Origin of the sequence: Planococcus sp. MSAK28401 (assembly GCF_018283455.1) — a bacterium.
Classification (GTDB): domain Bacteria; phylum Bacillota; class Bacilli; order Bacillales_A; family Planococcaceae; genus Planococcus; species Planococcus alpniumensis.
On record NZ_JAAMTH010000001.1, the window covers coordinates 2,288,614 to 2,312,977 of the forward strand.

At 48.9% G+C, this 24,364-nt stretch carries 21 protein-coding genes; 6 read left to right on the forward strand and 15 right to left on the reverse strand.

Translation table 11 applies throughout. The features are described 5' to 3' along the window. Nucleotides 1-97 precede the first annotated feature (97 nt). Together fabF and G3255_RS11705 are read right to left on the reverse strand one after the other, a co-directional pair. Nucleotides 98-1,333 carry a beta-ketoacyl-ACP synthase II gene (gene fabF, locus G3255_RS11700; RefSeq protein WP_211654616.1) on the reverse strand — a complete coding sequence of 412 codons (1,236 nt, stop codon included), beginning with the start codon at nucleotides 1,331-1,333 and terminating at the stop codon, nucleotides 98-100. A 27-nt stretch (nucleotides 1,334-1,360) separates the two neighbouring features. Continuing rightward, a complete protein-coding gene (locus tag G3255_RS11705) occupies nucleotides 1,361-2,293 on the reverse strand; it encodes a beta-ketoacyl-ACP synthase III (RefSeq protein ID WP_211654617.1) in 933 nt (310 codons plus the stop codon). A gap of 190 nt (nucleotides 2,294-2,483) precedes the next feature. On the opposite strand from G3255_RS11705, the gene G3255_RS11710 reads away from it, so the two are divergent. Then, nucleotides 2,484-2,666: a DUF2929 family protein gene (locus tag G3255_RS11710; protein ID WP_211654618.1), complete on the forward strand. Its 183-nt coding sequence runs from the start codon at nucleotides 2,484-2,486 to the stop codon at nucleotides 2,664-2,666. 101 nt (nucleotides 2,667-2,767) lie between these two features. On the opposite strand, the gene G3255_RS11715 is transcribed toward G3255_RS11710, so the two are convergent. The 3 genes from G3255_RS11715 to G3255_RS11725 form a co-directional block, all read right to left on the reverse strand. Next, complete coding sequence (locus G3255_RS11715; protein ID WP_211654619.1) at nucleotides 2,768-4,903, reverse strand: ATP-dependent Clp protease ATP-binding subunit; 2,136 nt, start codon at nucleotides 4,901-4,903, stop codon at nucleotides 2,768-2,770. Between the two features lie 137 nt (nucleotides 4,904-5,040). Next, the gene (locus tag G3255_RS11720; RefSeq protein WP_211654620.1) at nucleotides 5,041-5,349 is read right to left on the reverse strand and encodes a metal-sulfur cluster assembly factor; all 309 of its coding nucleotides are present in this window, start codon (nucleotides 5,347-5,349) and stop codon (nucleotides 5,041-5,043) included. A gap of 68 nt (nucleotides 5,350-5,417) precedes the next feature. Then, nucleotides 5,418-6,185 carry an alpha/beta fold hydrolase gene (locus G3255_RS11725; protein ID WP_211654621.1) on the reverse strand — a complete coding sequence of 256 codons (768 nt, stop codon included), beginning with the start codon at nucleotides 6,183-6,185 and terminating at the stop codon, nucleotides 5,418-5,420. 135 nt (nucleotides 6,186-6,320) lie between these two features. Here G3255_RS11725 and G3255_RS11730 point away from each other — a divergent pair, with 135 nt between their 5' ends. Genes G3255_RS11730 through G3255_RS11740 form a run of 3 tightly spaced genes read left to right on the forward strand, consistent with a single transcriptional unit; the run spans nucleotide 6,321 to nucleotide 9,344 of the window. Beyond that, nucleotides 6,321-7,133 carry a Cof-type HAD-IIB family hydrolase gene (locus G3255_RS11730; protein ID WP_211654622.1) on the forward strand — a complete coding sequence of 271 codons (813 nt, stop codon included), beginning with the start codon at nucleotides 6,321-6,323 and terminating at the stop codon, nucleotides 7,131-7,133. A 13-nt stretch (nucleotides 7,134-7,146) separates the two neighbouring features. Beyond that, nucleotides 7,147-7,998 (forward strand): DegV family protein, encoded by an 852-nt coding sequence (locus tag G3255_RS11735; protein WP_211654623.1) that lies wholly within the window; start codon nucleotides 7,147-7,149, stop codon nucleotides 7,996-7,998. Nucleotides 7,999-8,012: 14 nt separating this feature from the next. Then, a complete protein-coding gene (locus G3255_RS11740; protein ID WP_211654624.1) occupies nucleotides 8,013-9,344 on the forward strand; it encodes a CoA-disulfide reductase in 1,332 nt (443 codons plus the stop codon). An 86-nt stretch (nucleotides 9,345-9,430) separates the two neighbouring features. Here the strand turns inward: G3255_RS11740 and G3255_RS11745 are convergent, their stop codons facing one another. From G3255_RS11745 to G3255_RS11785, 9 genes are all read right to left on the reverse strand, one after another. Continuing rightward, entirely contained in the window at nucleotides 9,431-10,882 is a 1,452-nt protein-coding gene (locus G3255_RS11745) for an alpha-amylase family glycosyl hydrolase (protein ID WP_249222113.1), read from the reverse strand. A 236-nt stretch (nucleotides 10,883-11,118) separates the two neighbouring features. Further along, on the reverse strand, nucleotides 11,119-11,982 hold the full coding sequence (locus tag G3255_RS11750) for an IS3 family transposase (protein ID WP_211655846.1): 864 nt from the start codon (nucleotides 11,980-11,982) through the stop codon (nucleotides 11,119-11,121). Continuing rightward, nucleotides 11,946-12,503, reverse strand: coding sequence for a helix-turn-helix domain-containing protein (locus G3255_RS11755; RefSeq protein ID WP_211654625.1), 558 nt, complete (start codon nucleotides 12,501-12,503; stop codon nucleotides 11,946-11,948). The genes G3255_RS11750 and G3255_RS11755 overlap by 37 nt, the downstream gene beginning before the upstream one ends. A 100-nt stretch (nucleotides 12,504-12,603) precedes the next feature. After that, nucleotides 12,604-12,978 carry a YisL family protein gene (locus tag G3255_RS11760; protein ID WP_211654626.1) on the reverse strand — a complete coding sequence of 125 codons (375 nt, stop codon included), beginning with the start codon at nucleotides 12,976-12,978 and terminating at the stop codon, nucleotides 12,604-12,606. A 68-nt stretch (nucleotides 12,979-13,046) separates the two neighbouring features. Continuing rightward, complete coding sequence (locus G3255_RS11765; RefSeq protein WP_211654627.1) at nucleotides 13,047-13,946, reverse strand: fumarylacetoacetate hydrolase family protein; 900 nt, start codon at nucleotides 13,944-13,946, stop codon at nucleotides 13,047-13,049. A gap of 43 nt (nucleotides 13,947-13,989) precedes the next feature. Beyond that, nucleotides 13,990-15,168, reverse strand: coding sequence for a DUF418 domain-containing protein (locus G3255_RS11770; RefSeq protein ID WP_211654628.1), 1,179 nt, complete (start codon nucleotides 15,166-15,168; stop codon nucleotides 13,990-13,992). 10 nt (nucleotides 15,169-15,178) lie between these two features. Continuing rightward, nucleotides 15,179-18,784: a helicase-exonuclease AddAB subunit AddA gene (addA, locus tag G3255_RS11775; RefSeq protein WP_211654629.1), complete on the reverse strand. Its 3,606-nt coding sequence runs from the start codon at nucleotides 18,782-18,784 to the stop codon at nucleotides 15,179-15,181. Further along, entirely contained in the window at nucleotides 18,762-22,238 is a 3,477-nt protein-coding gene (gene addB, locus G3255_RS11780; protein WP_211654630.1) for a helicase-exonuclease AddAB subunit AddB, read from the reverse strand. The genes addA and addB overlap by 23 nt, the downstream gene beginning before the upstream one ends. A 73-nt stretch (nucleotides 22,239-22,311) precedes the next feature. After that, the gene (locus G3255_RS11785) at nucleotides 22,312-22,926 is read right to left on the reverse strand and encodes a TVP38/TMEM64 family protein (RefSeq protein WP_249222114.1); all 615 of its coding nucleotides are present in this window, start codon (nucleotides 22,924-22,926) and stop codon (nucleotides 22,312-22,314) included. A 160-nt stretch (nucleotides 22,927-23,086) separates the two neighbouring features. Between G3255_RS11785 and G3255_RS11790 the strand changes: the two genes are divergently transcribed. Further along, on the forward strand, nucleotides 23,087-23,779 hold the full coding sequence (locus G3255_RS11790) for an AzlC family ABC transporter permease (protein ID WP_211654632.1): 693 nt from the start codon (nucleotides 23,087-23,089) through the stop codon (nucleotides 23,777-23,779). Beyond that, nucleotides 23,779-24,087: an AzlD domain-containing protein gene (locus tag G3255_RS11795; protein WP_211654633.1), complete on the forward strand. Its 309-nt coding sequence runs from the start codon at nucleotides 23,779-23,781 to the stop codon at nucleotides 24,085-24,087. Before G3255_RS11790 ends, G3255_RS11795 begins: the two co-directional genes overlap by 1 nt. Before the next feature lie 12 nt (nucleotides 24,088-24,099). On the opposite strand, the gene G3255_RS11800 is transcribed toward G3255_RS11795, so the two are convergent. Next, the gene (locus G3255_RS11800) at nucleotides 24,100-24,357 is read right to left on the reverse strand and encodes a CsbA family protein (protein ID WP_058383368.1); all 258 of its coding nucleotides are present in this window, start codon (nucleotides 24,355-24,357) and stop codon (nucleotides 24,100-24,102) included. Nucleotides 24,358-24,364: the final 7 nt, after the last annotated feature.

The following is a 24,364-nucleotide window of genomic DNA, read 5'->3' on the forward strand; positions in this document are numbered from 1 at the left end:
ACTGACTTTTCCTGTTTATCCGTATTTTGCATGTTTTTATCATAATAAAAAATGGACAATAAAAAAGCTCCCAGCAATGGGAGCTTTTCAATAAACTTTAAACTTTTTTCAATACAAGTGAAGCGTTATGTCCGCCAAAACCAAGCGAATTGCTCATCGCGTAGGAGAATTCCGCAGTTCTTGCTTCGTTCGCCACATAATCCAAATCCAATTCTTCATCCGCCGTTTCGTAATTGATCGTAGGCGGCATGATGCCTTCTTTCAAAGCCAATGCCGTAAAGATCGCTTCGATTCCGCCAGCTGCTCCAAGCAAATGGCCTGTCATGGATTTTGTCGAGCTCATGCCAAGTTTGTAGGCATGGTCTCCGAACACAGTTTTGACTGCCATTGTCTCGAATAAATCGTTATACGGAGTGCTCGTTCCGTGGGCATTGATGTAACCGACATCGGTCTTTTCGATGCCTGCGTCTTCGATGGCCTGCTGCATGGCACGTGCTGCTCCTTCACCGCCTGGGGCTGGAGCTGTAATATGATGCGCGTCGCCAGTCGAACCGTATCCGATGAGTTCTGCATAAATTTTCGCGCCGCGTGCTTTGGCGTGTTCGTATTCTTCCAGAATGACGATTCCAGCGCCTTCGCCGATCACAAAGCCGTCTCGATTTTTATCGAATGGACGTGATGCAGTCGATGCATCGTCATTTGTTGTCAATGCGGTATTGGCCGTAAATCCAGCGACAGAAAGACGAGTGATCGGAGCTTCCGCGCCCCCCGAAATCATGACATCGGCATCGCCGCGCTGAATGACTTTAAAGGCATCTCCGATTGAGTTCGTACCGGATGCACAAGCTGTTACCGAGCAGGAATTGATCGCTTTTGCGCCGAAATGGATCGACACCTGTCCAGACGCCATGTCCGGAATGATCATTGGCACGAAGAACGGGCTGATGCGTCGAACTCCACGGGAGTTCAATACGTCCATCTGATTTTCGATCGTTTCCATCCCGCCGATTCCTGATCCGATCCAGACGCCTGTGCGCAGAGCGGTCTTTTCATCCAGCTCGAGTGCTGCATCTTTCATTGCCATGATAGATGATGCGAGTGCGTAATGGGTGAAGCGGTCCATCTTGCGCGCTTCTTTACGCTCAATATAATCTTCGATTGAGAAATCCTTTAATTCAGCGGCAACTTTCGCCGGATACTGATCCGCATCGATGCGCGTTAACGGGCCGACGCCTGAACGCCCTGCCTTCACCGCTTCCCACGTAGATTCTGCACTATTTCCAAGCGGTGTTACGGCACCGATACCTGTAATGACTACACGACGATTTTCCATTTCTTTTACTTCCTTTCGCATATCCAATTATTTCCCCCACTTCATAGCAATGGCGCCCCAAGTCAATCCGCCCCCGAAGCCGACCATGACGACGACATCATCGTCTTTAATACGGCCTTCCTCTAAATCTTCCACAAGGGAGATCGGAATCGACGCAGCTGAAGTGTTTCCGTATTTTTGTATAGTCTTCGACATTTTCTCTACCGGCAGATCAAGACGAGCCCGGGATGATTCCATGATCCGGATATTCGCCTGATGCGGTATAAGAAAATCGACATCCTCTTTATCCAATCCTGCTTTTTCGATGACGTTGATGGCGGATTCGCCCATTTGGCGCACCGCAAATTTGAATACTTCACGGCCATTCATCACCAAATGCTTGTCTTGATACAAATGTTCCCCGCCTGAGCCGTCCGCACCGAGTTCGAACGATAAAATCCCGCGTCCTTCCGACACTTTGCCGATCACGGCAGCGCCGGCCCCGTCGCCGAATAGGACAGCTGTATTGCGGTCTTCCCAGTTGGTGATTTTCGAGAGTTTCTCAACACCAACTACTAAGACGTAGCGATACGTATCCGACTCGATAAATTGTTTCGCTGTAATAACGCCGTACATGAATCCAGCACATGCTGCAGAGATATCCATAGCGGCCGCATTCACAGCGCCGATCTGTTGCTGGATATCGCAGGAAACAGACGGAAACGGACGGTCTGGCGTAACTGTCGCCACCAAGATCAATCCGATGTCCGCTGGATCGATGCCGGCATCCGCAATCGCCTTTTGTGCCGCGACCCGTGCCATATCCGATGTATCTTGTTCATCGTTTGCGATCCGGCGTTCTTCAATCCCGGTCATGGTCCGGATCCATTCATCCGAGGTGTCCATGCGCTGCTCTAAATCAAAATTGGTCAATTTATCTTCCGGCAGGCATCTGCCGGTACCGATGATTCCAGCATTCATATCTATGTCCCTCTTTTCGATTAACATCAATTATTAGTACCTGGTGTTAATAATACGCCCTTTTCCCACTGATTTCAAGTTGCCGACATATTTCTGACAAAAACTTTCGAAAGGCACGAAACTTTCTTTCTGAAAAGGCTTCCTTATGCTATGATAAAGCTAGTTATTCTATATATAGAGGTGAAAACAGATGCAATATATCGGAACACTTTTCTGGTCTGTCCTTATTATTTCAATGTTGAACTATGTAGTAAGTGCCGTACAAAACGTGCCATTCGAATTCATGATCGGTATTTTCATGGCAGTGGCAGTCACTGTATTGGTCATCGTGATGGATGCCATCATCCCTAAAGAAGCAGCGAAAGAATATTAATAATGGTAAAACCGGAAGCCCCAGTGGCTTCCGGTTTTTATTTGGGCGAATTCGATACTTTGTATAGAAAAAAGCCGCATTTCAATGAAATGCGGCTTTTCTTATACAGTGATAAGCAATTGTTTATTGTCGTCCATCGAGACTTTCATTGTGGAGCCTGGCGTGACCTCTCCCTTGATCAATTCCTTGGCGATGCGTGTTTCGATTTCACGCTGGATAAAGCGTTTCAGCGGGCGCGCACCGAAAACCGGGTCGGTTCCCGCTTCAATGATGTAGTCGATGACCGAATCCTCGACTTCCAAGGAAATTTGCTGTTGTTTCATCCGAGCGGCCAATTCCCCGATCATTTTCTTGGCGATGCCATAGAAATGCTCATTCGCCAGAGAGTGGAAAATGACGATATCGTCAATGCGGTTCAACAGCTCCGGCCGGAAATGCTTGCGCAGTTCCATCATGACGATGTCTTCTGTATCGTGTTCGTCACTGCTTGCGCTGATATGCTGGGAACCGATATTCGATGTCATGATGACGACGGTATTGGAGAAGTTCACGAGACGCCCTTGGCTGTCCGTGATGCGCCCGTCGTCCAGAATCTGCAAAAGGATATTGGCGACATCTGGATGGGCTTTCTCGATCTCATCCAGCAATACGACGGAATATGGATTGCGGCGAACCGCTTCTGTCAATTGGCCGCCTTCCTCGTAACCGATATAACCCGGAGGTGCCCCGACAAGACGCGACACGCTATGCTTTTCCATGTACTCGGACATGTCGATGCGGATGAAATGGTCTTCCGAATCGAATAAATTCGCTGCCAGCGATTTCGCAAGCTCCGTTTTCCCAACACCCGTTGGACCGAGGAAAATGAACGAGCCGATCGGCTTTTGTTCATCCTTGATGCCGGCACGTGCTCGCCATACGGCTTCTGTCACCAGTTCGACCGCTCTGTCCTGGCCAATTACACGCTCTTTCAACGTATCCCCGAGGCGCAATAGTTTTTCGCGTTCGCCTTCGACCAATTTCGTTACCGGAATCCCCGTCCATCGGGCGACAATGCCGGCAATTTCTTCTTCGGTCACTTCCTCGCGCAGTAAACGTTCCCCGCCATCTCCGGCAAGTTCGACTTCCATGGCGCTCAGCTCTTTTTCAAGCTCTGGAATTTTTCCGTGTTGCAACATCGCTGCTGTATTTAAGTCATATTTATTTTCCGCATCTTCCAGTTGGCGGCGGTATTGATCCAATTGTTCGCGCTTGGCCTGGATTTTCTGAAGCGATTGCTTTTCTTCGTTCCATTGCTGCTGCATGCCTTCAGAAGAAGACTTCAGCTCGTCGATCTCTTCGCGCAGCGCAGCGAGGCGTGTTTTGCTCGCTTCGTCTTTTTCTTTCCGCAGCGCCTGCTCTTCAATTTCAAGCTGCATGAGCCTCCGCGTCACTTCGTCGAGTTCCTGCGGCATCGAATCGATCTCTGTCCGGATCATCGCACACGCTTCATCGATCAAGTCAATTGCCTTGTCCGGCAGGAAACGCTCTGTGATGTACCGGTCAGACATCGTAGCCGCTGCAACGATCGCCCGGTCATGGATTCGCACGCCGTGGTGAAGTTCGAATCGCTCTTTCAATCCACGGAGAATCGATACCGCATCTTCGACAGAAGGCTCGCGCACCATTACTTGCTGGAAGCGCCGTTCAAGTGCTGCATCCTTTTCGATGTGCATGCGGTATTCATCGAGTGTAGTCGCCCCGATGCAATACAGCTCTCCGCGCGCAAGCATCGGTTTGAGCATATTCCCTGCGTCCATCGCGCCTTCTGTTTTACCGGCGCCGACGATTGTATGGATCTCGTCGATAAATAGGATAATTTGCCCTTCACTGTCTTTCACTTGCTTCAATACGCTTTTCAGCCGTTCCTCGAATTCCCCCCGGTATTTTGCGCCTGCAATCAATGCACTCATATCCAGTTCATAAATGACACGGTCCTTCAAGCCTTCCGGTACATCATTGCGGACGATGCGCTGTGCGAGCCCTTCGACGATTGCAGTTTTCCCGACGCCGGGTTCACCGATTAATACCGGATTATTCTTTGTCTTTCTGGAAAGAATCCGGATGACATTGCGGATTTCCTGATCGCGGCCGATGACCGGATCCATCTTGCCGGACTGTGCTTGTTCGACCAAATTACGTCCGAATTGTTCCAATGGCGATTTTTGTTGTTCGTTTGGATTTTGGAATTGAACCAATAAAATCACGCTCCCTTGATTAATTTGACCATCTTTGACTAATTAAATTATATGATTGCCCAACCCCTTTTGCAACGGAAATGCTCATCAAAAAAAGCCGCAAGGAATATTTTCCCTGCGGCTTTCTGCTGTTCATTTTATCGAACGCCGAGCGCCATTTTAGCGTAGCGTGACATATGGTCTTTGCTCCAGACAGGCTGCCAGACGATTTTTACATCGACTTCTTCAACTTCCGGCAATTCATACAAGGATGTTTTAACCATCTGGACAATTTGCGGCCCCATTGGACATCCCATTGAAGTGAGTGTCATGGTGACTACGCAGAAACCATCTTCGGATAATTCTACATCATATACAAGGCCCAAATTGACAATGTCAACACCTAGTTCTGGGTCGATGACATTTTCGAGTGCGCCTAATAGATAATCTTTTGTTTCTTGTTCCATTCGGAATCCCTCCTTCTACTGTTACTGCTTATCTTACCAAACATCATAGCGAAATGAAATCGACTTGCTTATTCACTTAGGCGGTCGGCGATCCAGGCAGTCGCCGCGAGCATCCCTTTACGGCTGACCGCGTGCGCAGCTTCCGTTTCTTTCATGAATGCCAGGCGTTCAGGATAGGCAGCGTAATCCTGCTGCAGGGCATGGAAAAGCCGGTTAGTCGGTTCAAAAGGAACGGTCGGGTCTTTCACCCCGTGCCAGAAAAAGACTGGGCGGCCGCCGAATGATGGCCGGTTCAAACTGCTATCAAAACGGGACAGTGCCTGAAGCATGCCTTCGCGTTCCTCATCAGTGAGCGGCAAATCAAAACCGCGCGACTCGTATTGCCGCATTTGCGCTTTCGCGAGCTCCACGTAATTTCCTGAACCCATCATGACAGCTGCCGCTTTAATCCACGGATAGGCCGTCAATGCACCAAGCGTCGTGATGCCGCCCATCGACGTACCTCCGACAGCCGGTTCCCCACTGGTCAATTGGCGTTTGTGCAATTCTTCGTGTATGAATCCGAGTTCTTCGATGGACGTCAAGACGATTTCCCAAAAGCGCAGGCTGATCTGGACTTCATCGAGCGATTGATCCCGCTCCCCGTGAAGCAGCGCATCCGGCAAGATGACACGAACCCCTTTTTTAGCCCATTGCCAAGCATAATGTAAATTATGTTCTTTGGCACTTGTGTGCCCGTGCAGAAAGATGACAGTCGGCAACGGGCCGCCTTCATGGCTTTCAGGTGTTATATGTAAGATCGGGATGTTTCCCCATAATTCGTTTGCTACTTTCATGCGCTTCACTCCTCACCCTAAATCCTACCAATTTTTCTCTATTCCCGCAAATTAAGCCCCTGCCGTCAGCTTTTTTTGACGGATAGCCATTGTTATCGCTAAACTGAAGATAGATAGAAGGGAGCCGGATTTTTTATGAAACAACATTTAATCGTACTCGACTTGGACGGGACATTATTGACCGACCAAAAAGTCATTTCAGCTAAAACCAAAACAATTTTAAATCAAGCGAAACAAGCTGGCCACCAAGTGATGATCGCTACGGGTCGGCCATACCGTGCGAGTGAAATCTACTACCGTGAACTCGGCCTCACTACGCCGATCGTCAATTTCAACGGAGCTTTTGTCCACCACCCGAACGATGAACGCTGGGGACTTCATCACAGCCCGATCGGCTTGGATGTCGTACACGAAGTCGTGGAGTCCATGCACGATTTCGATTTCCACAACATCGTAGCGGAAGTGATGGATGATGTCTATGTCCACCACCATGATGAGAAACTGATGGACATTTTTAGCTTCGGTGACCCGAGCATCACGACAGGGGACCTGCGCAATTACTTAAAAACGGATCCGACGTCGATGCTCATTCATGCACCGTACGAGAAAGTCCACGCCATCCATGACCATTTGTCAGAAGTGCACGCGGAAGTCATTGACCACCGACGCTGGGGCGCACCTTGGCACGTCATTGAAATCGTTCGCTCAGGCATGAACAAAGCTGTCGGCATCGACCGCGTCTCAAAATCACTGGGTATTTCAAAAGAGCATATCATCGCATTCGGTGACGAAGACAATGATTTGGAAATGCTCGATTTTGCAGGCGTCGGTGTCGCCATGGGCAATGCCATTGAACCTTTGAAAAATATCGCCAACGAAATCACCTTGACCAATAATGAAGACGGCATCGCAGAATTGCTGATGGACCGCTTGAAACTGAAACTCTAAAGGAGGAAGATCCATGAGATTATTTGCAGATAGCGCATCTGATTTACCAAAAGCTTTTTTTGAGCAGGAACAAGTCGTCCTGTTTCCTTTGCGCGTCCATATCGGAGAGGACGAATATGAAGATATCCGGACCATCGACTCCATGAAAGTTTATGATACCATCCGTTCCGGCGTCCACCCGAAAACGTCTCAAGCTTCTCCGGAAGAAATGCTCAAGGCATTTGAACAATTAGCAAAAGATGGAGAACAGGGATTTTACATTGCTTTTTCCTCGGAGTTGTCTGGAACTTATTCCACTGCGGTGATGGTGGCAGATCAAGTGCGCGAAGAATACCCGGATTTGAATTTGACGATCGTCGATTCCAAAGCGGCTTCACTTGGCTATGGCCTGCTTGTTAAAGAAGCCGTGAAATTGCGCAATGCCGGTGAAAACCACGAGGCGATCATCCAAAAAGTGCGTTTCAAGGCCGACCATCTCGAAAGCCTGTTCACGGTTGAAGATTTGGATTACATGGCAAAAGGCGGCCGTATTTCAAAAGGCAGCGCATTTGTCGGCGGCTTATTGAATATCAAACCTTTGCTTCATGTCGAAGATGGTAAGCTCGTGCCGATCGAGAAATTACGCGGGCGCAAAAAAGTCATTAAGCGGATGGTTGAACTGATGAAAGAGCGCGGAAGCAATTTGGACCAGCAAGTGATTGCCATCAGCCATGCCGATGACCTGGAGTTCGCCAACACCTTGAAAAGCGAAATCGAAGCTGCTTACAATCCGAAAGAAATCGAAATCCACATGATCGGTTCGGTGATCGGCGCTCATACAGGACCGGGCACGCTCGCCTTGTTCTTCTTTAATAAAACCGATTGAGGAGTGGACTGTTGATGAAAAAAGTGATTATAGTCGGCGCAGTGGCCGGGGGTGCAACTGCCGCAAGCCAACTCCGTTTTTATGATAAGGATATGGCTATTACGGTATATGACAGGGATTCGACGATGTCTTATGCCGCTTGTGGAACGCCGTATGTAATTGGCGAGGTCATTAAAGACGAAACTTCGCTCCTGATGGCCGACCCGGAACAGTTCCAGCAAAAACGAAATGTCGATGTCAGGCTCGAACACGAAGTTTTGGAAATCCACCGTTCCGAGAAAAAAATTCGCGTCCGCAATTTGAAAAACGGTGAGGAATTCGATGATTCCTATGACGTGTTGATTTTGTCTCCCGGCGGCAGCGCCATCATGCCGGAAATTGAAGGCTCACAGAAGAGCCGCGTTTTTACGCTGCGCAGTTATAGGGATATGCAAGCCATCCATTCCTATATCCAGCATGAAAAGCCTTCGCGTTGTGTCATTTCAGGTGCTGGATTTATCGGACTTGAAATGGCAGAGAACCTCAAGCATCTCGGCCTGGAAGTCGATATCGTCCATAAGTCGAGCGCCATCCTATCGATTTTAGACGAGGACCTGTCACAGATGTTGCATGCCGAACTGGAGAAAAATGGCGTCCAAGTCCTCACTGACACCGTCATCGAAAAGATTGATGATCGAAACGTCCATTTATCCAATGGAAAGAGTCTGGAAACCGATTTTGTCATCATGAGCATCGGCTTGAAACCGAATACCGAACTCGCTGAAAACGCCGGGCTCAGCATCGGTGAAACCGGAGGAATCCGGACCAATGACTTCATGCAGACCGACGATGAATCAATCTACGCCATTGGAGACGCGTCGGAGAATTTCGATTTTATTACCGGAGACCCAAAACGCGTCCCGCTCGCTTGGCCTGCGCACCGCCAAGCTTTTCTCGTCGCGCAGCATATTACCGGCAACCCGATTGCGAAAAAAGGGCTGCTCGGCACTTCTGCCTTGAAAGTTTTCGATTTGGATGCAGCGATGACTGGGCTGACAGAAACAGCAATCAAAGAAAAAGGACTCATCGCAAAAAAAGTTATCCATACCGGAAACTCGAACGCGGGTTATTATCCGGATCATGAAAAACTGACCTTAAAAGTCCATTATAACCCCGAAACTAGACAGATTTTAGGCGCACAATGTGTTGGAGGAAAAGGCGTCGACAAGCGTATCGATGTAATAGCAACCGCAATTTATGGAGGATTGACCGTCGATGATTTGCAAGCGCTTGAACTCTGTTACGCTCCTCCCTTTTCTTCACCAAAAGATCCCGTCAACATGATCGGCTATAAAGCATTCGACTGATTTTCTACTGAAAGCGCCTGGAAACAGGTGTTTTTTTATGCAAAAAAAAGCTGTGAACAGGTCATTGCCTGTCTACAGCCTTTTAATTATTTATTTTGGTTAGCTGCTTCATCAGCTTTCCGCTGCTTGCCCTTTTTCCAGACAATCCATAAAAAGCCCATGAAAATCAAGTACATTAGCCCAAGAGTGACGATATAAGCCGTATTCAGTCCGCGTTTTTCTGTAATATGGTAGGTTTCCGCCAATTCACGGTCCAAGGTGAGACGGTACTGCCCATCTTCATCCGGGCGGACGATATCGCTCTCAAACAGTCCGCGAAGTTCCATACCTTCACCGATGACATCCGGCGCCAAACTCAAGCTTTTCGTTTCCGATGAGTTATTGATGGCAACGATCCACGACTCTTCTTCGTTTGAACGCTTATAAACCATCCAGCCCTCTTCTTCATGTAGCAGCTCCAAGTCGCCTGTGCGCAATGCTTCAGAGGAATTGCGCAATGAGTTCAGATTGGTGATATAGTCGATTAATTCCTTTTCAACCGCCATGTCCAAAATTTGGTGCGATTCCGGCAAGGTTTCGCCGTTCATCGCAGTTTCAGAACCATACTGGACGACCGGAATGCCCGGCATCGTCAATAATTGCGCAAACAGCATGCGCCAGCGCGTCGGCGGATAGCCTCTCGATTCGACAATGTCCGATGTGAAGCGTGAACCGTCGAGTGAATCGACACGGATCAATTTTCCTTCCGCTTGCTGCATCAATTCAGGGACCTCGGCTAAAGACTGGTCAAAATTACGATAGCTGTCTCGGAGCGTCTGTTCCACACCTTCTTGCACGACCGCGTCAAATCCAGCCTGGCTCTCCATTTCGGCATCTGCCAGCACGTAGAACCCTTCCTGCTGCTTAATGGCTTCAGAGAAATTTTCGACGAATGCCGGGTCCAGTTCCTCTGAATCCTGCAGACGGACTCCATCTATTCCATAGGTATCACGGAAATCGCTGAACATTTCGATCAAGGCCTGTTGAACTTCTTCATTGCCTGTATCGAGCGAAAGCGTCTGGTCCCCATTATCAGTGAACCAATCCGGATTTTCCTGCGCCCACACGTGATCTACGCTCACTTCTTGCGTCGGCAAGTCGACGATGACTTTCATGTCGCCTTCATGCACTTCATCGATGAGCGACTGAAATTCTTCAGCCGTTCCGAAATGGCGTTCCAATTGGCTATAATCCAGCACTTGCCGCCCATCGTAGCTTGCAGTTTGGAACACTGGACCGACCGACAGCATCGTGAAGCCCATATCCCGGACGTGTGCTAGTTCGCTTTCCATTCCTGAGAAATCACCGCCGCTGAACGATGCCGGATCAGTGGAATCCACTTCATAATCGTTCTGGATCTGTTTATTGAAATAGCGGTCTACGAGAACGTCATAGATGCTTTCGTCTTCAATTGTGCGGGTCTCTTCAGCTGCCACACCGGCTATTGACGGCAATAACAAGGCTGCTGCCAACGCCCAAATCATAGTTTTTCTCTTCAAGTCCGTACTCCTCCTTCAATGAGGCCAAGATGATGCTCACCCGGTCTATTTTATCAAACTCGCCTGCCTGCCGCTATGTCATATTCGTGAAAGCGCAGCTGTTTACGCCTAGTTTCGTCCAAACTGTGAAATTCGCCGGACGAATGGCCCGATTTTTCCTATTCTGATGACAACGCAAAAAAAGCTGCACGTTCCCTGTCAGTAAAGGTAGTGACCCCTTAAAGTTAGAGTTTAGTTCATGCAGCTAATTGGCTGGCATGAGCTCGGTATTTCACCGGGCTCATGCCGGCCAATTTTTGTTTAATGCGTTCATTGTTGTAGTAATCGATATAGTGTTCAATCCGCTGTTTTAACTCTTCATACGAAACCAACGTTTCTCCGTAATACATCTCTTGCTTTAGGAGACCAAAGAAATTTTCCATGGCCGCATTGTCGGCACAGGTCCCTTTTCGGGACATGCTCTGGAAGATGCGTTGTTTTTTCAACGCTTTCACCCAGGCAACGTGCTGGTAATGCCACCCTTGATCGGAATGGAGGGTGGTCCGGTAAACCGCTTGTTCCTGAATCACTGGCAGGGCTTGGTTAAGTGATTCCATCACGAATTCCAGCGTCGGTCGTTTGGCCATACTGAACCCAATGACTTCGCCGTTATAGAGATCCATCACTGGACTTAAATAAAGTTTTTGTTCGCCCGTACATTTGAACTCGGTCACATCTGTTGTCAGTTTTTGCAGGGCATACGGTGTGGAAAACCTGCGGTTCATCCGGTTTTTAGCGAGGGTTCCGACTTTCCCCTTATACGACTTGTAGCGGGATTTCCGGATGAACTTCACGCAGTTCAATCCCAAGTCTCGCATGAGACGCTGGACTTTCTTATGATTGATGTCGTATCCCTGTGCTCGCAATTCCAAATGAATCCGTCGGTATCCGTAACGGCCTTGGTGCTTCTCGAAGAGCATCCGGATCACTGTTTTCCACTCCCGGTCCGGGTCTTCGCAATCGAATCGCTGGCGATGGTAATGGTAGGTCGCATCTGGAAGATCGACGATGTTTAACACATCCGTTAATCGGAATCCTTCTTCGTGGAGTTCGAACGCCAGCGCTGCTTGTGCTTTTCGAGGAAGGCATCCGGATTCTCCTGGAAAGCTTTTAACTTTTTTAAATACGCCACTTCCAAACGAAGGAGCTCATTCTCCCGTTCCAATTGCGCTTCCCGAGACAGGGGCTTTTCGTTCTTGATCGGTTTTGGTCTTTTTGACATGGAGGGCCGTCCTTTCGCTCGTGCTTCCAGGCCTTTTACCCCTTTCGCCAGAACTCGACGGTTCCAATTCACAATGAGTGAAGGATTGTTCATCTTGAAATGGAGCGCTGCGTCTTGGTAAGAAGCACCTGTGTGTTCCATAAAGTGTAATACATCCACTTTGAATTGAACAGAATACACTTGTTTTGTCTGCTTTCTCCGCAAGGCTTTAAGGCCAAACTCCTGATACGCCCGAACCCAGCGCATAATCGGAGAGGGATCTGGCAAGCCGTATTTGTGGGCTAAGCGTCTATACCCCAACTTTCCTTCTGCGTATTCCTTCACTAGCTTCAACTTAAATTCTTCGCTATATTTCGCCATATAAAAACACCCCAAAAGTTAGATTTGAACTCTAACTTTTGGGGTGCACTACCAAAACCAACAAGGAACGTGCAGCTTTCAATTAGATAAAACGGCCATTTTATGCCAAGAAGTTAAAGCCGATCGGCAATTTGAAGCCGAGGAATAAAGTCACGAGCAAGAATACTGCAAACAATGCCCAGAACAAGGTTACCGGCTTTTGTTTCTTGCCACGCACGAGGACCATTTCCATCATGCCGATAGTTAATAGCCCGAATAGGAATTTCAAGCCGTAAAGCATGGCATCATATGACGAATGCTCGATGAACAAAGTCAGCCCAGTAATGATGATCAAAACGTAAAGCAGTCTCGTGATCATGTGGACGATTTTACGTCCTTTGCTGTCGCGGTGCATAAATGCAGCCACGAGGAAAAGCACGATGCCCACTACCCAAGTAGTGATGTGTAGATGCGTTGTATCAGTTAAAAATCCCAAAAGCTCACCTCATTTAATATAGTCCTCTCAAGTTTACCACATGCAGGACCACTGAAAGTGATTGTTCCTTATGACAAATGTGTGACGAGTGTACCGATTGACTGGATCGATACTTTAATTGTATCGCCCGCTTTCAAAAACTTCGGCGGATTGAATCCTTTGCCGACGCCAGCCGGGGTTCCGGTCAAAATGACATCGCCCGGCTCAAGCGCCACCGATTTGGAAATTTCTGCAATCAACTCGTCCACGCGTCGGATCATATTTTCCGTATTGCCATTTTGACGAACTTCATCGTTCACTTTCGTCACAAGTGACAAATTCTGCGATTGTGGGATTTCATCCTTCGTGACCAGATATGGACCCATCGGGCAAGAACCTGGCAAGCTTTTCCCAAGGAAATACTGCTGGTGTTTTTCCTGAAGGTCGCGCGCTGTCAAATCGAGCGCGATAGTATAACCGAAGACATGATCGTAGGCCAGCTGTTTTGGAATCTTATGCCCGGCCTTGCCGATTACGACAGCTAATTCGCCTTCGTAATCATACGAATCGGTCACCTCTGCATGCACAGAGACCGTTTCTTCGTCGGCAGCGACCGTATTCGGGGCTTTTGTGAAAACGACCATATCTGCCGGTGCCTGCCCGCCCATTTCTTCTGCGTGGTCAGCATAGTTCTTGCCGATGCAGATAAAGTTTTTCGGAGGTCTTGGGACAGGTGCCTGCCATTCGATTTCCGAAAAAGAGTGTTTGAATTGCTCAGGGGTTTCCGATTGGACAGCCGCCTCCGTCAATTTGCGGATCTGTTCCACAAACTCCATTCCTTGCGATACTCCATCAATCAGCTTTTCCGGAAATTCCGGCAATACTTCCAGCTGCTCCTGGATGGCGAGGACATCCCACACGGCTTCTTCTTTTTTTACTTTTGGTCCAAAACGTTCTTCTCCTTGAAAGCGAAACGATAGAAGTTTCATTCGTCAAACACTCCTTTTCTGTGATTGCATTCATTATACACATTCATCGTTTTGAATTGTTGCTTTTTTCAAAATTTCTTCCGTAAGTCCAACGGCGCCAGACCATTTCGATTGGCCCCCGTTTGAATTTGCTGAACCAAAGCTCCGCAAAGATCAATTGGACAATGAATATACCGACAGCGATCAATGTCCCGGTCAATAGATCCACTTGCCCATACAAGCCGAGCCCGAAGGAATAAAAAATCGACGTCGCAATGATAGATTGCGTAATGTAAATCGTCATCGACATCCTCCCCGCTTTGACCACCGGAGATAAAGCCTTCATGAAATTAAGGTTCATCGACAATAACGCGATGAGCCCTGCATAACCTACCGCCACCAATGGGCCTCCAAACATTTCCTGGACATATTGGAACGCATAATTGGTGTCGAATAGATAAGGAGTTGATTTCAGCAATAAGCCGATAGCAAGCGAACTAAAGGTCAATATCAGCCACGTCTTTTTCTTATTGGCTACTTGTTCAATCATCTGCCACTTAGCCGCTGCTGCGCCCACCATCATCAATGGCAAGATGGTGACTACATAAATGATAAAACTGAATGGATTGTTGCCATAATACCAATCCGTCAGCCGCCTGCTGAAAATTTCAGCGAAACTCCCTGAGCCATATGCTGCAATGGACTGCTCGGCTTCCTGATAACCAATATAAATATTCGGATCTGCCATGACCGAAATAAACATAATGGCGGTGAACATCAAATGAGGCAATGTGTAGATCAGTATGCCAAGGCCAAGAAGCCAGTTTGCCGGCAAACTGAGCATACCGATCAACAACAAGCCCATAAGTGCATAGGTAATTAAAATATCTCCATACCAAATGAAGAATGCATGGATGATCCCAAATCCCAATAAGATCACCAGCCGCTTGATGGCTACCGGCAAAAATGGCTGCCCTTGTCCTTGAGCCCGCAAGAATTGCATCATCAAGCCGTATCCGAATAACATTGCGAATAACGGATAAAAACTGGCCTGAACGAAAATGTCCAAACCGGTGAAAATGGTTTGGTCCATATTGCCGCTAAACCATTTATACGGATCGATATAACTTAAAGGCGTGTGGAAGGCCAGCATGTTGATGAGCAGGATTCCGAATAACGAAAATCCCCTCATCAAATCGATGGCATCCACCCGTTCACGTAAAGAGATCGGCTGTAATTTCAAAATAATCCTCCTAGACTTCCACTTCTTCATTTGTTGAGAATAGATACAAGATACGCTCTTTGATCGCAATGCGCAAAATCGCTTCCACCGCTTCTTGGTAAACCGACAATTGGATTGTGTAGCGTTCTTTCATGGCGGATTGGACATTGGCCATCCCGCGCGTTTGATCTGTTTTATAATCGAGCAGGATCCATTCCCCATTTTCCTTGAACAGGCAATCGACGATCCCTTGGACGATCTGATGGTCGCCGTCTTCATCAGCGCGCGCATACGTAAAAGGCACTTCCCGTCTGACATCCTCGGCGTTCATCAGGCGCTGTGCGATCGTACTATGGAAAAATGCTTCGACTTGTTCGGCTTTGACCGCCTGAGCTTCTTCCTTCGTCAGAATTTCGCGACCTGTCAACTCATCGAGGAACTGCCGGATTTCCTCCACATCCATCTGCCGCTCAAGCGGCAAATGCTGCATGACGGTATGGACTGCTGTTCCGATATCTGCCGCTGACAGTTTGCGGTCCATCAGAAAATCCGGTCGGTGTGGTGCTTTTTTTTGCGCTTTCGGCTGATAATGTTGAATGAACGATTCCGGCTCATCCGAACGCTGCAATAACTGCAGCCGCTTCATTTCCGTCACCGATTGTTTGGAACGTTTTTCAACAGCTGCCTGGTGAGGGTAAATGAAGTCGAATCGACTGTGAATCAATGCCGCATCCGCTTCTGCTTCCGGCCGGTCTTGTTGCGCTTCAAGTAAAGGCTGAGGCTCTTCCAAGGAAACGGTCTCAACAATATCGATGTGGAAGCGTGAATGATGCTCGAGCACTTCGCCGCCTACATGCAGCGCCTCTGCATCGGGATGTCTTGAAACGGCAGGGCCGATCCAATCCAAATAGGATTTTGCACGCGAACGTTTAAAATCGGGCAACAGCACGTCCCCGGAAGCTGTTTTCCACTTCTCCAGCAACCGGTCGATGTCTTTTATAGAGGCAGTTAAGTAGAGCTTTTCTTTCGCACGCGTCATCGCTACATACAAGACCCGCATTTCCTCGGCCTTCATCTGCAATTGCTTCATTTCTTTAACAGCAAGATAAGGCAGTGAGGTATATTCAATGCGCGTATCGGGATTGACGGCCTTAACCGCAAGTCCATACTGCTGGTCGAATAAATAGGGTTTGTGGAAATCCATTTCATTGAACGTCCTTCCTGTCCCTGCAAAAAAGACCACCGGAAATTCCAGACCTTTCGATTTATGGACGGTCATAAGCCGAACGACATTTTCTTTTTCGCTCAATGATTTTGCCGTCCCAAGATCATCTCCGCGCTCCCGCATGCGGTCAATAAAGCGCAGGAATCGGAACAATCCGCGAAAAGCGGTTTTCTCGTATTCGAGTGCTCGGTCATGAAGGGCGCGCAGATTCGCTTGGCGCTGCTTGCCGTTCGACATGGCACCCGCCATTTCATAGTAATTCGTGTCCAGGTACACTTTCCAAATCAATTCTGACAACGAGCCCCTGCGTGCTAAATCCCGCCAAGTACGAAGGCTGTCCGTAAAGCGGGCCAGTTTGAGTCGAGTCGCTTCATCCATTGTGCCGATGCGGATAAACGCTTTCAATGCATCGTAAAAAGTTCCTTTTGCATCGGCAAGGCGGATCGCTGCCAACTCGTTTTCCTGTAGGCCGAAAAACGGCGCGCGCAAAACGGCGGCAAGCGGAATATCCTGATATGGGTTATCGATGACGCGCAATGTATTGAGCATGATCATCACTTCAAGAGCATCGAAATACCCGCCGCTCAACTCCGCATAAAGGGGCACACCAGCCATTTTGAATTCGTCGGAAAAGTCGCCCGACCAAGTCATTGAGCGCATCAATACAACAATATCGCGGTATTCAAGCGGGCGCTCTTTCCCGCTCCATGGATCGTGCACAAGCGTTCCCGCATCCATCATATGGCGGATCTTCTGCGCAATCCAACGGGCTTCCCATTGCGACTTATCCATGTCGACGGGCATTTCTTCCCCTTCTTCCATTTTCGGTTCATGGATAAGCGTCAAGTGGATCGGCACATCTTCTTCGGGATAAGGAGCTTTCGGCTTCAATGCCGCATCTTCATCATAGCTGATTTCACCGACGCGCTCGCCCATGATCTGTGAAAAGATGTAATTGGTGCCATCGAGCACTTCTTTGCGGCTTCTGAAATTGGCATTTAAATCGATTCTAAGACCCGTTCCTTCAGCTTTACGGCTAAAGCGGGAATACTTGCCCAAGAACAACATCGGCTCCGCCAAACGGAAGCGGTAGATGGACTGTTTAACGTCCCCTACCATGAATAAATTACCGTCTTGTTCTGACCTGGACTTCACCAGGCCGAGTATCGTTTCCTGCAGCATGTTCGTATCCTGGTATTCATCAACCAAAACTTCTTTGAAGCGCGTGCGGTAATCCTGTGCGATTGCGGAAGGTTCCCCGCCGTCGCTCAGGATTTCCAGTGCATAATGTTCCAAATCCGAGAAATCCACCAAACCGCGGTCAATTTTAAGGGCCTTGTATTCTTCCGCAAAACGTTTCGTCAAATCGACCAATGTCCGCATAAGCGGCGCCATTTCGCGCATCTCCTCAAGCAGGCGTTCAGGTGTGCGGGTAAGATAACCCTCTTTTGCATCATTGAATAGTTTCTTCGCTTCATTTCTCCGTGCTTTGGCTTCTTCCGCCAGCTGCGGGTCGCAGGAATCCTTTTTTACAGATGCTAAACGCTCCCATTTAATGTTTCGTGCATAAGCATGAAGCGATGCCCATGATTCATCCAATGCATCAAGTGCGGCGCGAATCAGCGTGGCGTCCATTCGGAAATTCTCTTCCAGTACGGCAGGGCCGTCGGGGCGAGTGGCCAATTCCCATCCTTCATCCAGCAAATCAAGCGCCGCTTCAAAACTATGACGTATTGTCATCTTCAAGTCTTCCATAAACGGCAGGTCGTCGATCGTGGCATGTTCCGGTACATCGTAAAGCGTCGGCAATTGTTCAAGCCATTGCTCCGGTTCAGGATGCACACGCGAATAATCGTATAATTTGCCCAGCAGGATCTCCATTGCCTGGTCGCTGCGATCAGACGTGAAGCTGTCCGCGAGCCTGTAGACCTTCTCGCGCCCTTCGCCTTCATAAGCGGATTCAAGCACCGCTTCCATCACATCGTCACGCAGCAATGCCGCTTCCGTGTCTCCCGCAATGCGGAAGCCGGGATCGATTTCCAGCAGATAGGCGTATTGCTTCACGACTTGCAGGCAAAACGAATGCAAAGTCGAAATCTGTGCTTTATTGATCAGCCGCAGCTGCTTTTTCAAATGAACGGATTCGGGCTGTGCCGTGACCGCCTGCTCTAAAGCTGCAGACATACGGTGGCGCATTTCTGCTGCGGAAGCGTTCGTAAACGTCACGACCAACAGCTCATCGACGGATATCGGATCTTGTTCATCGAGCACTTTTTCAATCATCCGGTTGATCAGGACAGCCGTTTTCCCGGAACCGGCCGCAGCCGATACGAGCATATCCTGTCCTTTTGCCCATATCGCCTGCCATTGTTCATCCGTCCATGTGGCATCATTCGGTTTTTCCGGTATCATCAGCGCTCAACTCCTTGCGTATTTTCTCCACTGCCTGCTCGGGGCTCAACACCGGCAATTTGCGATAGCTCTGGTCGGGGTCACTCGGGTCGAATTGGCACACTGCGCGGAAATTGCAGAATTGGCAAGGCGTGTCGTCTTTTAAGCGGTATGGCGAAACGTCTGTATTGCCGTCAAGAATACCATTTCCTGCCCCTTGGTGTTTTTTTCGGACAAATTTGCGGATCGTTTCCATGTCGTCTTTTTCAACTGTTTTCGATGAGCCTTTCGAGACCGAACCGTTTTTGTTGAGCCGCACTGGAATGACATTCGAATACCCGTCGATTTGCGCGTCCATTGCCTGTATGACTTCCGGATCTTCCACGACTAAACCATTCATCTTAAATGACTTCGCAAGTTCTTCTTCCAGTTCTTCGGCGGTCAGTAATTTCGTCATTTTCAGCATCGGGTTGTGCATATGGAAATACAGCACCCCTGCGGGTTCCGCCTGCTCCCCGAGCCAGCGCTTCGAATGGGTCAGGGCAACATCCAAATAAGTGAAGGTTTGAAGGGCCAGGCCGTGGTAAACTTCGCCCAAATCCAGCCCTTGCTTGGATGATTTATAATCGACGACACGTAAATACGGCTTGCCGCCGATATCGGTCGAATCGATGCGGTCGATGCGCCCCCTGACATTCATCTTGCGCCCATGCGCGAGCGGAATGTCGAGCGGCGGAATCGCTTCTTTCGTGCCGAAGCCCACTTCAAGCGCGACGGGTACGAAACCGGATACTTGTGCATGCTTGCTCAACATAAACGCTGTCTGGCGAATGATGCCCTCAAGCTTGTACTGAATATATCGGTAGCGATGCGAACTCAACAAGATCTGGTTGACGAAATAAGGCGATAATTGTTCGATCGCACGTTTGGCAAGATCTGCGCATTGTTCTTTGCTTAGCGATGACCAGGAAACGCCAAGGCGCATCACTTCATCGGAAATCCATTTGATTGCGGCATGGAATAAATCTCCCATTGCCGGCGCCGCCAAGCGGTATTGGCTGCGCTCTTCGAGTTTCAAGCCGTAAGCTGCATAATGGGCAAACTGGCAGCTGTGGTACGTCTCGATACGGGATACGCTTGAGGCGATCGGTGCACCGTAAAGCGATTCAGCGATCTCTTCCGATAGCTTTTCAGCTTTCGCATGGCTCAAGGGCTTGAAGATTTGGTTGATAATCGACGACCATAACGGGTCTTCGCGGTAGTAATCGAGCACCGCCTGCCACTGCCCGGTAAGCTCGCCACTCCTGATTTGTGCAGCCAGATGCGAAAGCGTTGCGCGCGGATGGCTAATGTATTCCAATGCATCCGGCTCATGCAGCTCTTCCGGGCCGATCGCTGCCAATTTCGGCTCTAGCTGAAGCAAATCGGCAATTTTTCTGATATATAAAGAAGGCAATAAGGCTTTTCCTTCTTCGTCCGCAATCGGGTAAGAGACGCTCAGCCGATCGGAAGCGGAAGAGAACGAGCGATATGCCATATAGGTTTCATCCATCAAACGCATGCGTGAACTTGGCGCGAGTTCGATGCCGATTTTTTGGAACCACTCGCGCTCTGCATCCGTCAAGAGCCCTTCGTGTTCGATGCGCTGTGGCAAAACACCGTCATTTGCGCCGATGATGAAGACTGAGCGGATATCCATCAAGCGCGCCAGGTCCATTTTAGCGATGGTTACTTGATCGAGCGAAGGTGGAATACGGGAGAACTCCAGAGTTTCAAAGCCTTCATCAAGAATCCGCGCTGCGCTTTGGAGGTCCAGTTCTTTGTCTCCGAACATCAGGACAAATTGGTCAAGCACGCCGACCCATTGATTCCACGCTTGCTCGTGCTCTGTCGCAGCAAGCAATTGATGATCGGCCTCTTCGCGGTCTTTCAGCAATTGGATTTTCGAATAGACATCGAGCTCTTCGATAAACTGAAATAGCGCTGTGGCAAAATCGCGGCCTGTCACGCAGTCGCTGAGCCGTGTTTTCAAGCGCTCAAGCGGGTCACGCACCACATCCCGGATGGTTTGCAATTCCATCTGGAGCGCCAATTCTTCGTCTGTCTGGATGCCGGAGTGGAATTCGAGCCCTCGGTATTTTTTATAGATCCAGCGCTTGTCATCAAACCAGCGGTCTCCGTAGATGCCATTGGCAAGGACGAAATTCTCCAGTTGGTCTCCCCGTTCCCGCCATTTGCTGATATTGCCTTCAGGAAAGAACAAATCCGTCTTCAATGCCCGGAACACCGGCTCATATGCATAATTGCCGATGACCGCTTCGAGTGCAGAACGGCTGAATTCAATCAATGGATGATGAAGCATCGATTTCTTCTGGCTGATGAAATAAGGAATCTCGTATTGCGGAAAAATAGTGTTGATCAATTCGTCGTATACTTCCGGCTGGCGGTACAGCACCGCAATATCATGATAACGGCAGCCATCCATCACTTGCTGCCGAATCGAGCGGGCAAGCTCGTGGATTTCAGCCCGCCGGTTGGACGCTTCGACCAGTTCGACGGCCCCTTGCCCTTCGATGGACGGGGCAGGGAAGGTTTCGATGAAGCGTTCGATATGCCTAAGCTCTTCATTCATGAAGCGTTTCGGCTCTTGCAAGTATACTTCCGGTTCCAGCCCGATTCCTTCCGATGCAGCGAGATCTGTAAGTCGGCTTGCCGTGACGGCAGACTGGTAAAATAGCGACTGTTCGTCTTCTGTGCTGCTCGTATCATCCATCGGCAAGACGATCGTCACCGATTTGGCATGCTTCAGCAACTCTTCAATGATTTGGAACTCACGCGCCGTAAAGCTGACAAACCCGTCGATGTAAATAGCCGAATGTTTGATCGTCTCAGAGTGGCGGATTTTTTCGCTCAATAAGCCGAGATGGCCTTCGGAATCCACGAACACTTTGCCAAGCCTCCGATCGATCTCGAGCAGAATGAGCTCCAGGTCCGCTGCCTTGTCCTGCAGCGTCCTTGGGGCCCCAGCTGTTTCAAGAGATGAGCGGATGGTTCCAAGTTCATCGCAGTCGATGCAATAACGGGAAAATTCTTTGATTAATTGTTCAATTTGATCAGTGAAGCCTCTTTTACCTGCAGCTCTTCTAAATAAATTAAACTCATCTCTATGTTCTTCGAGCAAACTGCGGATTAACATGCGGTAGCCGAATGTATCGATTTCCTTGCGGCTGATTCCGCCGACTTCCTGCAATACGCGCCAGGCTAGCCGCTTGAAAGTTACGGCTTGCGCACGGATCATGCCCTTCATACCATATGCTGCGGACAATCGATATTCAGTAGAAAACGACATTTGGTCAGGGACAATGAGAAATATAGGGTCCCCATCTGCCTGGTCTTTCAAACTATCGGCAATTTCTTCTTGGACAAAACGGGTTTTTCCGGTTCCGGCGCGCCCGTAGACAATGCGTAAAGACATGTAATGCACCCCTTTTCAAAAAGAACATTTGTTCTTATTATACTATAAACGATAAAAAAGAACGACTTTCCCGTTAAGATAGCCGTTCTTTTTCACGTTCTTCTTTCGCCCTCTTGAAGTCGGCTTCGACTTTTTTATTGAGCCGTTTCTCCAAAACTTTTCCGACAATATACAGCAGCACGATGACGGCGATCACAATACCTGTGCGAATCGGCTGAGTAAACAAGGCACGGATATCATATCCGACATAGGAAATCGTCAAGACCATGACGAATTTCCCGGCCATCAAGGTCAATAAATAATAATGGCGGCTAATATTCGATAGCCCGGCCACCAAATTGACCAATGCCGATGGCGTAAACGGGAAACACAGCAGCAAAAACAAAGGGCCGAAGCCGTTGCGCTCCACCCAATGGATGAGTCTTTCGACTTTTTGATGGCGCGTCATGAAATTCATGAATCGCGCTTGCCCGAACTTGCGAATCAGCAGGAATACAGTGTACGAACCTGCCACTGCCCCGCCCCATGATAAGAGAAAGCCAAGCCACAAACCATAGGCGGTCGCATTAGCGAAGACGAAGACGAAGAGCGGCAAGAACGGCAAAAACGATTCAATGAATGGCAGCAGAAAACCGATGAACGGGCCAAACGCCCGGTATGATTGCGTTAACTCGACAATGTTTTCCATAGTAAAAAAATCCGACATAGGCTCATTCCTTTTAAATTGCGCGATTTTTCAATAATGAATCTAATAACAGGGAAAAATATGCTATGCTATTATAATTACTTTACACTCTTTCTCCCGTTTTGGAAAAGAGAAATACTTGCGGTAAAAGGAGCGAAACAAATTGCAAGAACACGGATTCTCTTCGGGGCTGAAAGCCGGCACGAGCATCGCCATCGGCTATTTCCCGGTTGCGCTGACTTTTGGGCTGCTGGCCAAAACGACAGGTTTATCGCTCATCGAAGCGACCGCCATGAGCATCTTCGTTTTTGCTGGCGCTGCCCAGTACATATCACTTTCCCTTATCACAGCCGGTGTACTCCCGGCACTCATTGTCGTCAATACCTTCATCGTCAACATCCGCCATTTTTTGATGACAGCGGCATTGAATGAAAAGATGGAACCGGATGCCCGCTGGAAAAAAGCGCTTTACGCATTCGGCATTACCGATGAAACGTTTACGGTACTCGCCACACAGCCAGGTGACAAGATCCGCACTTCATTTGCGGCGGGTGTTATCGTCATTTCCTATGGAAGCTGGGTAGTGTTCACTTCGCTCGGCCATTTGATTGGCGCCAGCCTCCCTGGTTTCCTGCAGGCGTCCATGTCGATCGCACTTTATGCGATGTTCGTCGGCTTGCTTGTGCCGTCAATGAAAGGCAACCGGAAAGTCGTCAGCCTGGCATTGATCGCCGCCCTCTTCAATTCGCTATTTTTCTTCACCGGCTGGCTCTCCACGGGTTGGGCAATCATGGTGTCGACTCTTGCTTCAGCGATCATTATTGAACTGATTTCACGGAAAGGAGTTGCCGCCTGATGGGTGCCTGGTTTTGGTGGATGATTTTTGGAATGGCCGTTGTTACCTACATTCCACGCGCAATACCGTTAACCTTTTTGGAAGGCCGAGAATTGCCGGAAGCTGTGCAGAATGTGTTGCGCAATATTCCCTATGCCGTGCTTGGCGCCTTGATTTTCCCAGCCGTTTTTTTCATCCAAGAAAATGTCTGGTTCGGCGTGATCGGAGCTGTCTCTGCATTTGTGATCGCGTTTACCGGGGCAAACGTTATCCTCGTCGTACTCGGGACTATAGCTATTCTCTCCATATACGGACTTTGGTTCGGATAATAAAAAAAGCCGTCACTCATTTTCATGAGCTTCGGCTTTTTTTCTTTTATTATACATATTGCTCGCATACCAGAAACCAGCTGTTAACGAAGCGGCGTTGACGATAAACAACAGCCAGGTATGTGTGAAGCCGGCATAAACGGCCGCGGCAATCAATGCCACGGTCAATATGAGGCCGACATAATGGTTGAATGTCACGCGCGTAAACAGGATAACGAGAAGCCCGGGCACAAACAGCGATAGGAAAAACTTGGTCACCATTGACTCCATACTCTTC

Excerpts from the sequence above, each read along its gene's own strand:
- G3255_RS11730 (WP_211654622.1), top strand. The coding sequence starts at position 6,321 with ATGAAACAACATTTAATCGTACTCGACTTGGACGGGACATTATTGACC.
- G3255_RS11765 (WP_211654627.1), bottom strand. The coding sequence starts at position 13,946 with ATGAAACTTCTATCGTTTCGCTTTCAAGGAGAAGAACGTTTTGGACCA.
- fabF (WP_211654616.1), bottom strand. The coding sequence starts at position 1,333 with ATGGAAAATCGTCGTGTAGTCATTACAGGTATCGGTGCCGTAACACCG.
- G3255_RS11725 (WP_211654621.1), bottom strand. The coding sequence starts at position 6,185 with ATGAAAGTAGCAAACGAATTATGGGGAAACATCCCGATCTTACATATA.
- G3255_RS11710 (WP_211654618.1), top strand. The coding sequence starts at position 2,484 with ATGCAATATATCGGAACACTTTTCTGGTCTGTCCTTATTATTTCAATG.
- addB (WP_211654630.1), bottom strand. The coding sequence starts at position 22,238 with ATGTCTTTACGCATTGTCTACGGGCGCGCCGGAACCGGAAAAACCCGT.
- G3255_RS11720 (WP_211654620.1), bottom strand. The coding sequence starts at position 5,349 with ATGGAACAAGAAACAAAAGATTATCTATTAGGCGCACTCGAAAATGTC.
- G3255_RS11705 (WP_211654617.1), bottom strand. The coding sequence starts at position 2,293 with ATGAATGCTGGAATCATCGGTACCGGCAGATGCCTGCCGGAAGATAAA.
- addA (WP_211654629.1), bottom strand. The coding sequence starts at position 18,784 with ATGATACCGGAAAAACCGAATGATGCCACATGGACGGATGAACAATGG.
- G3255_RS11740 (WP_211654624.1), top strand. The coding sequence starts at position 8,013 with ATGAAAAAAGTGATTATAGTCGGCGCAGTGGCCGGGGGTGCAACTGCC.
- G3255_RS11800 (WP_058383368.1), bottom strand. The coding sequence starts at position 24,357 with ATGGAGTCAATGGTGACCAAGTTTTTCCTATCGCTGTTTGTGCCCGGG.
- G3255_RS11755 (WP_211654625.1), bottom strand. The coding sequence starts at position 12,503 with ATGGCGAAATATAGCGAAGAATTTAAGTTGAAGCTAGTGAAGGAATAC.
- G3255_RS11785 (WP_249222114.1), bottom strand. The coding sequence starts at position 22,926 with ATGGAAAACATTGTCGAGTTAACGCAATCATACCGGGCGTTTGGCCCG.
- G3255_RS11795 (WP_211654633.1), top strand. The coding sequence starts at position 23,779 with ATGGGTGCCTGGTTTTGGTGGATGATTTTTGGAATGGCCGTTGTTACC.
- G3255_RS11735 (WP_211654623.1), top strand. The coding sequence starts at position 7,147 with ATGAGATTATTTGCAGATAGCGCATCTGATTTACCAAAAGCTTTTTTT.